At 56.0% G+C, this 15,101-nt stretch carries 8 protein-coding genes; 6 read left to right on the top strand and 2 right to left on the bottom strand.

The annotated features are described in order from the left end of the window. Nucleotides 1-2 precede the first annotated feature (2 nt). Complete coding sequence (gene rcsD, locus HFD97_RS09945) at nt 3-2,660, top strand: phosphotransferase RcsD (RefSeq protein WP_009089070.1); 2,658 nt, start codon at nt 3-5, stop codon at nt 2,658-2,660. 1 nt (nt 2,661) lies between these two features. Beyond that, nucleotides 2,662-3,312: a response regulator transcription factor RcsB gene (gene rcsB, locus HFD97_RS09940; RefSeq protein ID WP_009089068.1), complete on the top strand. Its 651-nt coding sequence runs from the start codon at nt 2,662-2,664 to the stop codon at nt 3,310-3,312. A 43-nt stretch (nt 3,313-3,355) separates the two neighbouring features. Here rcsB and rcsC read toward each other — a convergent pair whose 3' ends face one another. Both rcsC and gyrA read right to left on the bottom strand, forming a co-directional pair. After that, nucleotides 3,356-6,208: a two-component system sensor histidine kinase RcsC gene (gene rcsC / locus HFD97_RS09935; protein ID WP_167431406.1), complete on the bottom strand. Its 2,853-nt coding sequence runs from the start codon at nt 6,206-6,208 to the stop codon at nt 3,356-3,358. Nucleotides 6,209-7,027: 819 nt separating this feature from the next. Next, entirely contained in the window at nt 7,028-9,694 is a 2,667-nt protein-coding gene (gyrA, locus tag HFD97_RS09930) for a DNA topoisomerase (ATP-hydrolyzing) subunit A (RefSeq protein WP_167431405.1), read from the bottom strand. A gap of 177 nt (nt 9,695-9,871) precedes the next feature. Between gyrA and ubiG the strand changes: the two genes are divergently transcribed. The 4 genes from ubiG (at nt 9,872) to yfaE (ending at nt 14,845) form a co-directional block, all read left to right on the top strand. After that, nucleotides 9,872-10,597, top strand: coding sequence for a bifunctional 2-polyprenyl-6-hydroxyphenol methylase/3-demethylubiquinol 3-O-methyltransferase UbiG (ubiG, locus tag HFD97_RS09925; RefSeq protein WP_167431404.1), 726 nt, complete (start codon nt 9,872-9,874; stop codon nt 10,595-10,597). A gap of 493 nt (nt 10,598-11,090) precedes the next feature. Beyond that, nucleotides 11,091-13,376 carry a class 1a ribonucleoside-diphosphate reductase subunit alpha gene (nrdA, locus tag HFD97_RS09920; protein ID WP_009089060.1) on the top strand — a complete coding sequence of 762 codons (2,286 nt, stop codon included), beginning with the start codon at nt 11,091-11,093 and terminating at the stop codon, nt 13,374-13,376. Nucleotides 13,377-13,451: 75 nt separating this feature from the next. Beyond that, nucleotides 13,452-14,582 carry a class Ia ribonucleoside-diphosphate reductase subunit beta gene (gene nrdB / locus HFD97_RS09915; RefSeq protein ID WP_009089058.1) on the top strand — a complete coding sequence of 377 codons (1,131 nt, stop codon included), beginning with the start codon at nt 13,452-13,454 and terminating at the stop codon, nt 14,580-14,582. 2 nt (nt 14,583-14,584) lie between these two features. Beyond that, complete coding sequence (yfaE, locus tag HFD97_RS09910; RefSeq protein ID WP_009089055.1) at nt 14,585-14,845, top strand: class I ribonucleotide reductase maintenance protein YfaE; 261 nt, start codon at nt 14,585-14,587, stop codon at nt 14,843-14,845. The last annotated feature ends 256 nt before the right edge of the window (nt 14,846-15,101 follow it).

Raw genomic sequence — 15,101 nt, 5'->3', positions numbered from 1 at the left:
CTATGTTGTATAAGTTTCCACTGACATCCGGCAATGTCACCCGCTTTTTTGTGGTTTTCAATCTGGTGCTGCTGCTGGCGCTGGGCTTTATGGTGCAGAACTCCGTGAATGCCTGGCTCACCGGAAAACGCTATGCCATGGACGATCTGGCCCGCGACGTTCAGAAGCGTATCGACGCCTATCGCTTTGCCACCTGGCAGATCTATGAAAACCTCTCCACCAGTGCGGCAGGAACGCCTCCGGGCAGCAGCCTGCAGGAGACGCGCCTGCGTCCTGACGTCTACTATCTGGAAAAAACCCGCCGCAAGACCGAAGCGCTTATCTTCGGATCGCATGACAGCAGCACGCTGGATATGACCATGCGGATGTCCAACTATCTGGATACGCTCTGGGGCGCGGAAAACCCGACCTGGTCGATGTACTTTTTAAATGGTCAGGACAATAGCCTGATCATGATCTCCACGCTGCCGCTAAAGGATATGGCAACGCGCTACAAAGAGAGCGCCATCAGTTCAATGGTGGACAGCCGTCGCGCAGAAATGCTGCAGCAGGCGAACGCGCTGGACGAGCGTGAGAGCTTCTCGCCCCTGCGTCACCTCGCCTTCCAGAACGATCACTACTTCACGCTGCGCACCACCTTTAATCAGCCGGGCCACCTGGCCACCGTGGTCGCCTTTGATCTGCCGGTGAACGATCTGGTGCCGCAGAATATGCCGCTGGAGAATTTCCAGCTGCGTCAGGACAGCTCACTGCCCTCTGCCAGCAGTGAACAGCAGGAGGTGGAAAATACGCACATCTCGCTGGTTAACCCGAACGTCGAGATTGCCGCCACGCTGCCCAGCACCCCGCTGCAGCTGGTCTATCAGGTGCCGATTACCCGCCTGATCGTCGACACGCTGCACAACCTGCTCTGGCCGCTGCTGATCAACCTGCTGCTGTTCCTGCTGTCGCTGGGCGGTGTGATGCTGCTGCGTCAGCAGTCCCTGCGCCCCAGTGAGAACCAGAGCGCGGAACTCGACTCGCTTCGGGTACTGAATGAAGAGATTGTGGGCAGCCTGCCGGTGGGCCTGCTGGTCTATGACTTTGCCAGCAACCGCACCCTGCTGAGCAACAAGATTGCAGAGCATCTTCTGCCGCACCTCAATCTGCAGAAGATTATTAATATGTCCGACCAGCATCAGGGAGTTCTGCAGGCTACCATCAATAACGAAGTGTATGAGATCCGCCACGCCCGCAGCGTGCTCTCACCCCATACCCAGCTGTTTATGATGCGTGACCAGGATCGCGAACTGCTGGTGAACAAGAAGCTGCAGAAAGCGCAGCAGGTGCTGGATCGCAACCATCAGATGCGGCAGCAGCTGCTGCACAATCTCGGTCATGCGCTGAATCAGCCGCTGGAGAAGATCGTGGCGCAGCTGGTGCAGCTCAGCCAGCGGGATGCCGATGAATCCGTGCTCGACCTGCTTGATGAGAGCCAGGGGCTGGCGCGGCTGGTGGATGATATTGTGCTGCTGAACCGGCTGGAGGCGCACGACTGGTCACCGGATGCCACCATCTTCAACCTGCAGGAACTGCTGGATGAGATCGCACTGGAAAGCCTGCCGCTGATGCGTCGCAAAGGGTTGTCACTGGTGGTGAATAACCATCTGGCCAATGATGAGATGCGCTTTGGCGACCGTCGCGCCCTGCGTAAGGTGCTGACCACCCTGATGCACTATGCGCTGACCACCACCCGCTGGGGAAAAATTACCCTGGAAGTTAAGGTTGCGAATAAACAGGCCGATAGACTCATCATCGAACTGGTTGATACCGGCGCGGGCCTGACCGTGGATGAGCTGGCGAATGTCGATTTCCCGTTCCTGGGCGACACCAGCCAGGATCGATACGGTCAGGCGTCAGGCATGGCCTTCTTCCTCTGTAAACAGCTCTGCAAGCAGATGGGGGGCAGTCTGGATATCGTCGCGAAAGCGGATATCGGCACCCGCTATAATATGCAGCTGCCGATGGCACTGGAGCAGAAGCAGGAAGAAGAAGAGGAAAAAATTCTGGATGGGGTCACCGCCCTGGTGGAGATCACCGTGGAGGACGTCCATAAAATCGTCTGCCGCCATCTGGAAAACTGGGGAGCGCGCTGTCTCACCCCGGACGAGCGTATTTCCGGACAGGATCACGACGTGCTGGTAACCGACGATCCGTCGAAGCTGAGCGGCTGGGCACTGCTGCTGGCGGAAGATGAGCTCGGTCACCATGCACTGAACGACCAGCAGTATCGGGTCAATTTCAATCTCAGTAATGCGCTGCTGGATGCATTGCTGGCCCTGATTGAGAAGCAACTGTCGCATGATGTGATGGATAATGACAGGGAAGACGACACAGCCACGCCACTGATGAGCGGCGGCTATTTCCAGCTGTTTACCGAGACAGTACCGGTTGATGTGAAGAGACTGTATACTGAGTCAGCAGAAAAGGACTACGACTCGCTTGCTCAGACAGCGCATCGCCTGAAGGGCGTGTTTGCCATGCTCAACCTGTCTCCCGGCAAACAGCTTTGTGAAGAGTTAGAACACCACATTAAAGCGTGTGACGATTCAAACATTACAAATACCACCAGTGATATTGACGCTTACGTCAATCAACTGCTGCAGCAAGGTAACCAATAAGATGAATAACTTAAATGTAATTATTGCCGATGACCATCCAATTGTCCTTTTCGGTATCCGAAAGTCTCTGGAACAAATTGAATGGGTCAACGTTGTAGGTGAGTTCGAAGACTCAACAGCACTGATCAACAATCTGTCCAAGCTGGATGCTAACGTCCTGATCACCGACCTCTCAATGCCTGGTGAGAAGTATGGCGACGGCATCACGCTGATTAAATACATCAAACGCCACTATCCGGATCTCTCCATTATTGTTCTGACGATGAACAATAACCCGGCGATCCTGAGCTCTGTGCTTGATCTCGACATCGAAGGCATCGTGCTGAAACAGGGCGCGCCAACCGACCTGCCGAAAGCGCTGGCAGCCCTGCAGAAAGGCAAGAAATATACGCCGGAAAGCGTGGCAAAACTGCTGGAGAAAATCAGCGCGGGCGGTTACGGCGACAAGCGCCTGTCACCGAAAGAGAGCGAAGTGCTGCGTCTGTTCGCCGAAGGTTTCCTGGTGACAGAAATTGCCAAGAAACTGAACCGCAGTATCAAAACCATCAGCAGCCAGAAGAAATCAGCGATGATGAAACTGGGCGTGGATAACGATATCGCCCTGCTGAACTACCTCTCCTCTGTCAGCCAGACGCAGGTCGAAAGAGACTAATCGATCGCTGAGGCGGTGCAGCCTGCACCGCCTCCCCTCTGCCCTACTTCATGCGCGTTTTACGCACCCGCTCAGCATAGATTGCCAGCGTGCTTTTCAGCACATCTAACGTCACCGGTTTCGACAGGCAGTTATCCATGCCCGCGTCCATACAACGCTGCTTCTCTTCGGCCAGCGCATTTGCCGTGACGCCAATGACCGGGAAGAGATGCCCCAGCTGACGCAACCGCTGCGTCAGGCGATATCCATCCATGTTCGGCATGTTCACGTCGGTCAGTACGATGTCGATCTCATTGCGGCTCAGCACGTTAAGCGCATCGACGCCATCCTGGGCGGTTTTCACCTGATACCCCAGCGTGCCGAGCTGTTCTGAAAGCAGCATGCGGTTAATCGGATGGTCATCGACGATCAGAACCATGATGTCATCGTTGTGAATCTTCTCTTCCACCGGGCCAGCCAGCAGCAGCGCATCTGCCGCGTCGTGGCCGAGCGAGATGCGATAGATACGCGCCAGCAGCGCCGGTACTTCATGCAGTGTGGCGGTCGAGTGAACCCAGCGTCCAGGCTGACGTTCACGCGGCATATCCACATGCGATCCATCAAATGTGACCAGCGCCCGCAGCGGTAGATCGATCTCCAGCTCATAATCGGTCATCACCACATCGTCGGGGCCCGGTCTGCCGTTATAATCCGCAACCTGAATCCCCTGCTGCTGCATCTGACGCGTGATAAACGCCGCCAGATAATCATTGCGCATCGCCAGCCAGATTTTCTTCTCCTGCAAATCCTCCAGCAGCATCAGCGACGGCTTCTGCCCTTTGTAGACGGGAATACGTACAATGAACTGACTGCCCATGTCCGGCTCTGAGTCGACCTCAATGTCGCCGTCCATCATATTGATCAGCTTTTCACAGATCGCCAGTCCCAGCCCGGTGCCCTGGAAATTACGCTGCACGCCATTCCCGACCTGGAAAAAGGGATCAAACAGGCGCGGCAGCTCTTTCGCCGGAATCCCGACCCCGGTATCGCGCACCCGGAAAGCCAGATAGCCCTGCGAGACGTAGGCGTGCAGGATAATACAGCCGGTGTGGGTGAACTTAATGGCGTTGTTCAGCAGGTTGGAGATCACCTGTTGCAGACGCAGCGGATCGCCATCCAGCACCTGCGGAACGTCATGTTCGATAAAGCAGTAGAGCGTCAGCCGCTTCTTCACCACCAGCGACAGATAGTTGCCGACGATGTGGGTCACGATTTCACGCGGTGCAAACGGACGCGGCTCGATCTTCAGCTGCTCTGACTCGATTTTAGAGAAGTCGAGGATATCGCTGATGATTTTCAGCAGCAGGCTGGAGGAGTTGTTCATCGCCGTCACCAGCGAGTCGATCCCACTGGGCAGTTGCCGGGTCTGCAGCAGATCGAGGTTACCGATAATCCCATAGAGCGGCGTGCGCAGCTCATGGCTGACGGTGGCAAGGAACATCGACTTCGACTGGCTCGCCTGCTCTGCCGCATGGGCCATCTCCTGCAGCGACTGCTCCATGCGGACACGGGCCGACACGTCCACCAGTACACAAATCGCCACGTTCTCATTGCGATAGCGCGAATGGACAAAGCTGATTTGCAGGTTGGTGTTGCTGCCGGTGAGCACATCAACAAAGTTAACCTGCTGGCCGCCGATAATCTCATTCAGCCGCAGGCGATCTTCCTGGGTCAGCAGGGTCAGGTAATTGTGCGCCAGCTCGTTACTCAGAATATTGGTGCCGTCGCTGGTGCGTAAAATACAGATCCCCACCGGCGCCGAGGCCACAATCTTACGGTTGAACTGTTCATGCTCCTCCAGCCGGTGCGCATTCTCCTCGGCGGGCAGGAACATCCGGCGCTCAAACAGCCAGGCGAGCGTAAACAGAATGATGGCGCTGAACACATTGAGCAGCAGCGCATTAATGATCATCAGCTTCAGCTGATCCATCATCACGTCGGTGGGTATCGACCACACCACGTTGAGATCGGAAGGCGGCAGCGGCTTTTTCAGCACCAGCTGACGGTAACCATTCAGATAACCGAACCAGGTTTTGTCATCGGGCAGACTGTCGAGCGAGAAGCCCAGCCCGCCACGGCGCGAATTGAGCAGTGGACGATAATTTTCGTCGGTAATTGAGGCGATGATCGGCAGACTGCCCGGCTGAATAAACTCATCCAGGCGGATATTCTGTTCGACGCCCAGCAGCGCCTGCAACTTGTTGGCCACGTAGACCGGCACCACCATATAGAAGGTGCCGACACCCGGCTGAGCACTGCTGTTGATCCAGTACATCGGGTTGCGGCGCTCTTCTTCGTTGCTGTTACGGTAGCGCAGCACATTCTCACGCAGCGATTTCAGGCTGCGCTCCCGATCGGCGGTGCTGCTGCCAATCGTAAAGTCAGCCAGACACTGGCTTTCCCCTCCGATAAAGAACACCCGGTTCAGCTCATACGAGGAGGCGAAGTTACTTTTCCAGTAGTTGATGTAATAACTGAGGGAGTCGAGTGAGTTGCGCCAGGTGTTGCTCATGGCGGTGCAGTCGCCATCTGAAAACAGCGGCGTAAACTGCGGCTGGGTCGTTTTACCCGGGATCATGCCGGTCAGCGCATCCATGCCGTTGCTGGCATTCGTCAGCCGGTTCTCCGTAATATATTTCAGCTCCCGCATCATGTCGGCGGAGTGCCGCACATACCACTGTATTGTGCCGTAATTGCTGGCAAACTCCTGACGAACCTGCGTCTCTTTATTGTGCAGCACGCTGATGATGTAAAACGCGGTAAGAACAGCGCCCAGCGTCCAGATTAGCAGCGCCAGCGCGCGGAAAAGATAGCGCGAGATGCGAAGCGTAGTGCGGAAAGAGACAGGATATTTCAAAGGTAACTCGCAGTTGGCAAGGTTAGTCGCATCATCAATTTTTATTGCCCATACACTAGCTTCATCGGGCGAAAAAAGCCAGCCAGCGGAAGGCCCGGCAGGCAGTTTGGGACGCTTTTCGGACAGCTTTTGCCGCCACGCCTGACGTCCCCCATCCCCCGCCTGAAGCGAAACCGTTTCCCGGCAAGAAAGAGCTGAAGTGACACCACATCCCGGCGAGAAAAAGCTGAAGCAACACCCTATCCCGGCGAGAAAGGCCTTTCGATCGCAGCGGCCTCACCGCCACACCCACAAGAATCCGCATCCTCCAGTCCGCGCACTCACCCGCCTGAAGCTACACCTTATCCCGGCGAGAAAGGCCTGCCATGCCCGAAGAGCAAAGCGTCCACGCCAGGGATGGCGTGGCCGATCCGCTGGGATGCGGGAATCCTTTGCGATCGGGCATGGCGGGCCTTTCGATCGCAACGGCCTGAAGCGACACCATACCCCGCCGAGAAAAGCCTTTCGATCGCAGCGGCCTCACCGCCACACCCACAAGAATCCGCATCCTCCCGCCCGCGCACTCACCCGCCTGAAGCGACACCCTATCCGGCGAGAAAGGCCTGCCATGCCCGAAGAGCAAAGCGTCCACGCCAGGGATGGCGTGGCCGATCCGCAGGGATGCGGGAATCCTTTGCGATCGGGCATGGCGGGCCTTTCGATCGCAGCGGCCTCACCGCCACACCCATCTGCGGCCGAACGCCCCATACAAAAAAACGGCAGGCCGGGTTTCCCCTGACCTGCCGTTTCTGCAACGAACCTCAGCTTATGCCAGACAACTTACTCGTCGTCTTCAGCCGCGTCGTCTTCATCTTCCGCTTCCGGTGCAATCTCTTCATCGTCAGAATCCGCTTCAGGCACGATATCATCCTCGCCTTCCGCCACGCTGCCGTCGATTGAATCCAGCTCTTCCTCTTCAACCGGCTCGGCGACACGCTGCAATCCGACCACATTCTCATCCTCTGCGGTGCGGATCAGAATCACACCCTGGGTATTACGACCCACGACGCTGACTTCTGAAACGCGGGTACGCACCAGCGTACCGGCATCGGTGATCATCATAATCTGATCGCTATCCACCACCTGAACAGCGCCAATCACCGAACCGTTACGATCGGTCACCTTGATTGAAATCACACCCTGCGTCGCACGCGACTTGGTCGGGTATTCGCTGTTGGCGGTACGCTTGCCGTAACCATTCTGCGTCACGGTAAGAATCGCACCCTCTTCACGCGGCACAATCAGAGAAACCACGCGATCGCCTTCGGCCAGCTTGATACCGCGAACACCTGACGCGGTTCGGCCCATGGCACGTACAGCGCTCTCGGCGAAACGCACCACTTTACCGGCGGCGGAGAACAGCATCGCTTCGTCATTACCGTTGGTCAGCGCCACACCGATCAGCTCATCGTCGTCACGCAGATTCACGGCAATAATGCCGGCGCTGCGCGGACGGCTGAACTCTTTCAGCGCGGTCTTCTTCACGGTGCCCAGCGCGGTCGCCATAAAGATATTGAAGCCTTCGGTATACTCGCGAACCGGCAGAATCGCCGTAATACGCTCGTTCGCTTCCAGCGGCAGCAGGTTGACGATTGGACGTCCACGCGCACCACGGCTCGCTTCCGGCAGCTGATAAACCTTCATCCAGTAGAGACGGCCACGGCTGGAGAAACAGAGAATCGTATCGTGGGTATTGGCCACCAGCAGACGATCAATGAAGTCCTCTTCCTTGATGCGTGCCGCTGACTTGCCTTTACCACCACGACGCTGCGCTTCGTAGTCACTCAGCGGCTGATACTTCACATAGCCCTGATGCGACAACGTCACCACCACGTCTTCCTGATTGATCAGGTCTTCGATGTTGATGTCCGCGCTGTTCGCGGTAATCTCGGTGCGACGATCGTCACCAAACTGATCGCGCATCAGCTCCAGCTCTTCGCGGATCACTTCCATCAGACGCTCAGCGCTCGACAGAATCAGCAGCAACCCGGCGATCTGATCCAGCAGCGCTTTATACTCATCCAGCAGCTTCTCGTGCTCAAGGCCGGTCAGTTTCTGCAGACGCAGATCCAGAATCGCCTGAGCCTGCTGCTCGGTCAGGTAGTACTGACCGTCGCGGATGCCAAACTGCGGCTCCAGCCACTCCGGACGGGCGGCGTCATCACCGGCACGCTCCAGCATCGCTGACACGTTACCGAGATCCCACGCCTGCGAAATCAGACCCGCTTTTGCTTCTGCCGGCGTTGGCGCACGGCGGATCAGCTCGATAATCGGATCGATATTCGCCAGCGCAATCGCCAGACCTTCAAGGATATGCGCGCGGTCACGGGCTTTACGCAGTTCAAAAATGGTACGGCGCGTCACTACTTCACGACGATGGCGAACAAAGGCTTCCAGAATCTCCTTCAGCGCCATAATCTTCGGCTGACCCTGATGCAGGGCAACCATGTTGATACCAAACGAAGTCTGCAGCTGAGTCAGTGAATAGAGATTATTCAGCACCACTTCGCCGACCGCATCACGCTTAATCTCGATCACGATGCGCATGCCGTCTTTATCAGACTCATCGCGCAGCGCGCTGATGCCTTCGACACGCTTCTCTTTCACCAGCTCTGCAATCTTCTCGATCAGGCGGGCTTTGTTGACCTGATAAGGCAGTTCGTGAATGACGATGGTCTCGCGGCCCGTTTTGGCATCCGCTTCCACTTCGCCACGCGCACGAATATAAATCTTACCGCGTCCGGTGCGGTACGCTTCTTCAATCCCACGGCGGCCGTTGATGATGGCGGCGGTCGGGAAGTCAGGTCCCGGAATGTGCTCCATCAGCCCTTCAATGCTGATGTTCTCATCTTCAATGTAGGCCAGGCAGCCGTTAATCACTTCGCGCAGGTTATGCGGCGGAATATTGGTTGCCATCCCCACGGCGATACCGGAGGAACCGTTAACCAGCAGGTTAGGGATTTTGGTCGGCAGAACTTCAGGGATCTGCTCTGTGCCGTCATAGTTCGGCACAAAATCGACGGTCTCTTTTTCCAGGTCAGCTAACAGATCGTGGGCGATTTTTGACATGCGGACTTCGGTATAACGCATCGCCGCGGCAGAGTCGCCGTCGATGGAGCCGAAGTTGCCTTGTCCGTCCACCAGCATGTAACGCAGGGAGAAAGGCTGGGCCATACGTACAATGGTGTCGTAAACGGCGGAATCACCATGCGGGTGATATTTACCGATAACGTCACCGACGACGCGGGCAGATTTTTTATAGGGTTTGTTCCAGTCGTTACCCAGTTCGCTCATCGCAAAGAGTACGCGACGATGCACCGGCTTCAGGCCGTCACGCACATCGGGTAAAGCTCGGCCAACGATGACCGACATGGCGTAATCGAGGTAAGAAGTCTTTAATTCTTCTTCGATATTGACCGGTGTAATTTCTCTCGCAAGGTCGCTCATGGAGCCGCTATCCCTCTACTTAATCCCGGATTTTAAAGGTGCGAAAGTATATCACACTGCAATGCTCTGGTGAACGTTAACCACCGATTTCACCCGCTTTTCCTTGTGCCTGAAAGGTGTGCCATCGGCGGTTAAGCGTTTATACTGTGGGGACATTTTGTCAGGAGTTACGATTCAATGAATGCACAACCGCAGAATCATCAGCAGAACGTCGATGCACAGGAAATTGCCAAGTTTGAGGCCGTTGCCTCGCGCTGGTGGGATCTGGAGGGTGAATTTAAACCGTTGCACCGCATTAACCCGCTGCGACTGGGCTATATCGCGGAGCACAGCAACGGTTTGTTCGGTAAAACCGTGCTCGACGTCGGCTGCGGCGGCGGCATTTTAGCCGAGAGCATGGCGCGCGAAGGTGCGGTAGTGACCGGACTGGACATGGGAGCGGAACCTCTGGCGGTCGCACGTCTGCATGCCCTTGAGAGCGGCGTCACGCTGGACTACGTGCAGCAGACCGTAGAAGCGCATGCGGAAGAGAACGCCGGAAAATATGATGTGGTGACCTGCATGGAGATGCTGGAGCACGTTCCGGACCCGCGCTCGGTGGTGCACGCCTGTGCGCAGTTGGTTAAGCCGGGCGGCGAGGTCTTCTTCTCCACGCTGAATCGCAATCCGAAAGCCTGGCTGCTGGCGGTGTTCGGCGCAGAATATGTGCTGCGCATGGTGCCACGCGGCACCCATGATGTGAAAAAGTTTATCCGTCCCTCTGAGCTGCTCGGCTGGGTCGATGAAACCACCCTGCGTGAACGTCACATCATTGGCCTGCACTACAACCCGGTGACCAACCGCTTCAAACTGGCACCCGGCACCGACGTCAATTATATGGTGCACACCCACCGCGTCCGCTAAGTCTCTGGCCCGCCTCTTTCTCCGGCGGGCCTTCTCCCCGCGCAGCCGCCACGCCATTCTGATATCTGCCAGTCACTTAGCTCAGGCTGGCCCTGACAGATTTCACCTGCCCGCCCGCCTTTTCTGCCAGAGCCGCAGAGCGCTAGCGGCTTTTGCGCAATTTTCATCCCTTTTTCTGCGCACATCTGAGGATTGAATAAGAAATACGCGTCCGATCAAATTAACAAAAAAAAGTGTGATCGGGTTGACAGGGTGTCAGGCCTTATAAGGCGTGGGCTAAAAATTTTCGCCAGAATTACAACCCCTCCCGTCATCATTTTTTGCTCTTGTTAACCCGCCGCAAAATACTAAAATATGCCTCCATGTAGTTGCAGGTTTTCCCATCACCCCCTAGATGTTGTGTTTATCCACATATTATTCACAATGAATATGCTGTGTATAAACCGGGATTTCTTTTAATTTTTGGATACTCACGCAAAGGTAAAAACGCGACATGAACCAGAGTCTGCTCGTTACTAAACGCGATGGCCGCCAGGAGCGCATTGATCTCGACAAAATTCACCGTGTGCTGGACTGGGCAGCTGAAGGGCTGAACAACGTCTCAGTGTCACAGGTGGAGCTGCGTTCCCATATTCAGTTCTATGATGGCATCAGGACCTCTGACATTCATGAGACCATCATCAAGGCCGCAGCAGACCTCATCTCTCGCGATGCCCCTGACTATCAGTACCTGGCTGCCCGCCTGGCAATCTTCCACCTGCGCAAAAAGGCGTATGGTCAGTTTGAGCCACCAAAGCTCTATGACCAGGTCGTCAAAATGGTGGACCTCGGCAAATATGACCGCCACCTGCTGGAAGATTACAGCCCGGAAGAGTTTGCACAGATGGACGAGTTCCTCGACCACTGGCGTGACATGAACTTCTCCTATGCTGCCGTGAAGCAGCTGGAAGGCAAATATCTGGTGCAGAACCGCGTCTCCGGTGAAATCTACGAGAGCGCGCAGTTCCTCTACATCCTGGTCGCCGCCTGCCTCTTCTCTGGCTATCCGCGCGACACCCGCATGGATTACATCAGACGTTTCTATGATGCGGTTTCGACCTTCAAGATCTCCCTGCCGACACCCATCATGTCGGGCGTGCGTACCCCGACGCGTCAGTTCAGCTCCTGTGTCCTGATCGAGTGCGGCGACAGCCTGGACTCAATCAACGCCACCTCCAGCGCGATCGTGAAATATGTCTCTCAGCGTGCCGGTATCGGCATCAACGCCGGTCGCATCCGTGCGCTGGGCAGCCCGATCCGCGGCGGTGAAGCGTTCCACACCGGCTGTATCCCGTTCTACAAACATTTCCAGACTGCGGTGAAGTCCTGTTCTCAGGGCGGTGTTCGCGGCGGTGCCGCCACGCTGTTCTACCCGATGTGGCATCTGGAAATCGAAAGTCTGCTGGTGCTGAAAAACAACCGTGGTGTTGAAGGCAACCGCGTGCGCCACATGGACTATGGCGTGCAGCTCAACAAACTGATGTACCAGCGCCTGCTGAAAGGGGAAGAGATTACCCTGTTCAGCCCGTCTGATGTTCCGGGTCTGTATGACGCCTTCTTCGCCGATCAGGATGAGTTTGAGCGCCTTTACACCAAATATGAGCAGGATCAGAGCATCCGCAAACAGCGTGTCAAAGCGGTCGATCTCTTCTCTCTGATGATGCAGGAACGCGCCTCAACCGGCCGTATCTACATTCAGAACGTCGATCACTGCAACACGCACAGCCCGTTTGATGCCAGCATCGCGCCGGTTCGCCAGTCTAACCTCTGCCTGGAGATCGCGCTGCCGACTAAGCCGCTGGAAGATGTGAACGACGAAAACGGTGAGATCGCCCTGTGTACGCTCTCTGCGTTCAACCTGGGTGCCATTGACAGCCTCGACGATCTGGAAGAGCTCGCGACCCTGGCGGTGCGTGCGCTTGACGCCCTGCTCGACTATCAGGATTACCCCATCCCGGCAGCGAAGCGTGGCGCGATGGGTCGTCGTACCCTGGGTATCGGCGTGATCAACTACGCTTACTACCTGGCGAAGCACGGTGTGCGCTACTCCGACGGCAGTGCCAATGGCCTGACGCACAAGACCTTTGAAGCCATTCAGTATTACCTGCTGAAAGCCTCAAACGCGCTGGCGAAAGAGCAAGGTGCCTGCCCGTGGTTCAACGAAACCACCTATGCGCAGGGCATCCTGCCTATCGACACCTACAAGAAAGATCTGGACGCGATCAGCAACGAACCGCTGCATCTCGACTGGGAAAGCCTGCGTGAAGAGATCAAAACTCACGGCCTGCGCAACTCGACGCTGTCAGCGCTGATGCCATCTGAGACATCATCGCAGATCTCCAATGCCACCAACGGCATTGAGCCGCCACGCGGTCACATCAGCATCAAAGCCTCGAAAGATGGCATCCTGCGTCAGGTGGTGCCGGAGTATGAGCGTCTGAAAGATCAGTATGAGCTGCTGTGGGAAATGCCGAACAACGATGGCTATCTGCAGCTGGTGGGTCTGATGCAGAAATTCATCGACCAGGCGATTTCGTCTAACACCAACTACGATCCATCCCGCTTTGCCAACGGTAAAGTGCCGATGAAGCAACTGCTGAAAGATCTGCTGACGGCGTACAAGTTCGGTGTGAAAACGCTCTACTATCAGAACACCCGTGACGGTGCGGAAGATGCTCAGGATGACCTGGCACCTTCTATCCAGGATGATGGCTGCGAGAGCGGCGCCTGTAAAATCTAATGGCCAGGCGGGAGATTCTCCCGCCTCATTCATTTCACGAGGCCACTTCGCTTCCTCTTTTTTTGGACAACTTTTATGGCTTACTCCACTTTCTCACAGAACAAAAATGATCAGCTGAAAGAGCCGATGTTTTTCGGTCAGTCGGTCAACGTGGCGCGCTTCGACCAGCAGAAATATGACATTTTTGAAAAGCTGATCGAAAAGCAGCTCTCTTTCTTCTGGCGTCCGGAAGAGGTCGACGTGTCCCGCGACCGTATCGACTATCAGGCGCTGCCGGAACATGAAAAGCATATCTTCATCAGCAACCTGAAGTACCAGACGCTGCTGGATTCGATTCAGGGCCGCAGCCCGAACGTCGCGCTGCTGCCACTGATCTCGATCCCTGAGCTGGAAACCTGGATCGAAACCTGGGCCTTCTCCGAGACGATTCACTCCCGTTCTTACACCCACATTATCCGTAATATCGTGAACGATCCGGCGCTGGTGTTTGACGATATCGTCACCAACGAGCAGATTCTGGCGCGCGCTCAGGATATCTCACGCTATTACGACGACCTGATTGAAATGACCAACTACTGGCATCAGCTGGGCGAAGGCACGCATCAGGTCAACGGCAAAACGGTTGTCGTCAGCCTGCGCGCCCTGAAGAAGCAGCTTTATATCTGTCTGATGAGCGTCAATGCGCTGGAAGCCATCCGCTTCTATGTCAGCTTCGCCTGTTCATTCGCCTTCGCAGAGCGTGAACTGATGGAAGGCAACGCCAAAATCATCAAGCTGATCGCCCGCGATGAAGCGCTGCACCTGACCGGCACCCAGCATATGCTGAACCTGCTGCGCAGCGGTGAAGACGATCCGGAGATGAAAGAGATTGCGGCAGAGTGCCGTGATGAGTGCTTCGAGCTGTTTAAGAAGGCCGCCGAGCAGGAGAAAGAGTGGGCAGACTATCTGTTCAGCGGCGGCTCAATGATCGGCCTGAACAAAGATATTCTCTGCCAGTACATTGAGTACATCACCAATATCCGTATGCAGGCGGTAGGCCTTGATTTGCCGTTCCAGACGCGGTCAAACCCGATTCCGTGGATCAACTCCTGGCTGGTGTCTGACAACGTTCAGGTTGCGCCGCAGGAAGTGGAAGTGAGCTCCTATCTGGTGGGTCAGATTGACTCTGAAGTGGGCGCTAACGACTTCGACGACTTCCAGCTGTAATCATGAGCCGCGACGTTGTTATTCTGCGCAGCTCCGGCACCCGGCTGGAATGCACGGACGAGCACACGAATCTGCTGACGCTGCTGGAAGCCAATAATCTCTGCGTGGAGTTCCAGTGCCGCGAAGGTTACTGCGGCTCCTGCCGGATGCGGCTGCTGAAGGGTGAAGTGCACTACCCGCAGAAGCCGCTGGCCTTTGTGCAGCAGGATGAGATCCTGCCCTGCTGCTGCAAAGCCAAAGGCGAGATTGAGCTTGAATTGTAACTGAGGTAGCTATCTCTCTGACTGCGACGCTGCCTGAATTCCGGTGAAACTCACCGCAATGGCAATGTAAAAGCGCAGGGAACCCGGTCAGAAAAGGAAAGCGTCCCGCGCCATGGACGGCGCGGGCCGAGCAGTCAGGGATGACGCTGTTTGCGTCTTTCCGATCTGACCGGGTTCCCTGTGCAGGCTCGAACTGGCAGCCATCTGGGCTAATCTGGCCAGCAGTCAGAATAAAACGGGCGCCTAAGGCGCCCGT

The sequence above is a fragment of the Pantoea sp. EKM103V genome (assembly GCF_011800365.1).
In the GTDB taxonomy this organism is placed as follows: domain Bacteria; phylum Pseudomonadota; class Gammaproteobacteria; order Enterobacterales; family Enterobacteriaceae; genus Pantoea; species Pantoea anthophila.
The sequence above is the reverse complement of the archived record's forward strand: the minus strand, read 5'-3'. Positions and strand labels throughout refer to the sequence as shown.

Excerpts from the sequence above, each read along its gene's own strand:
- rcsB (WP_009089068.1), top strand. The coding sequence starts at position 2,662 with ATGAATAACTTAAATGTAATTATTGCCGATGACCATCCAATTGTCCTT.
- gyrA (WP_167431405.1), bottom strand. The coding sequence starts at position 9,694 with ATGAGCGACCTTGCGAGAGAAATTACACCGGTCAATATCGAAGAAGAA.
- ubiG (WP_167431404.1), top strand. The coding sequence starts at position 9,872 with ATGAATGCACAACCGCAGAATCATCAGCAGAACGTCGATGCACAGGAA.
- nrdA (WP_009089060.1), top strand. The coding sequence starts at position 11,091 with ATGAACCAGAGTCTGCTCGTTACTAAACGCGATGGCCGCCAGGAGCGC.
- yfaE (WP_009089055.1), top strand. The coding sequence starts at position 14,585 with ATGAGCCGCGACGTTGTTATTCTGCGCAGCTCCGGCACCCGGCTGGAA.
- rcsD (WP_009089070.1), top strand. The coding sequence starts at position 3 with ATGTTGTATAAGTTTCCACTGACATCCGGCAATGTCACCCGCTTTTTT.
- nrdB (WP_009089058.1), top strand. The coding sequence starts at position 13,452 with ATGGCTTACTCCACTTTCTCACAGAACAAAAATGATCAGCTGAAAGAG.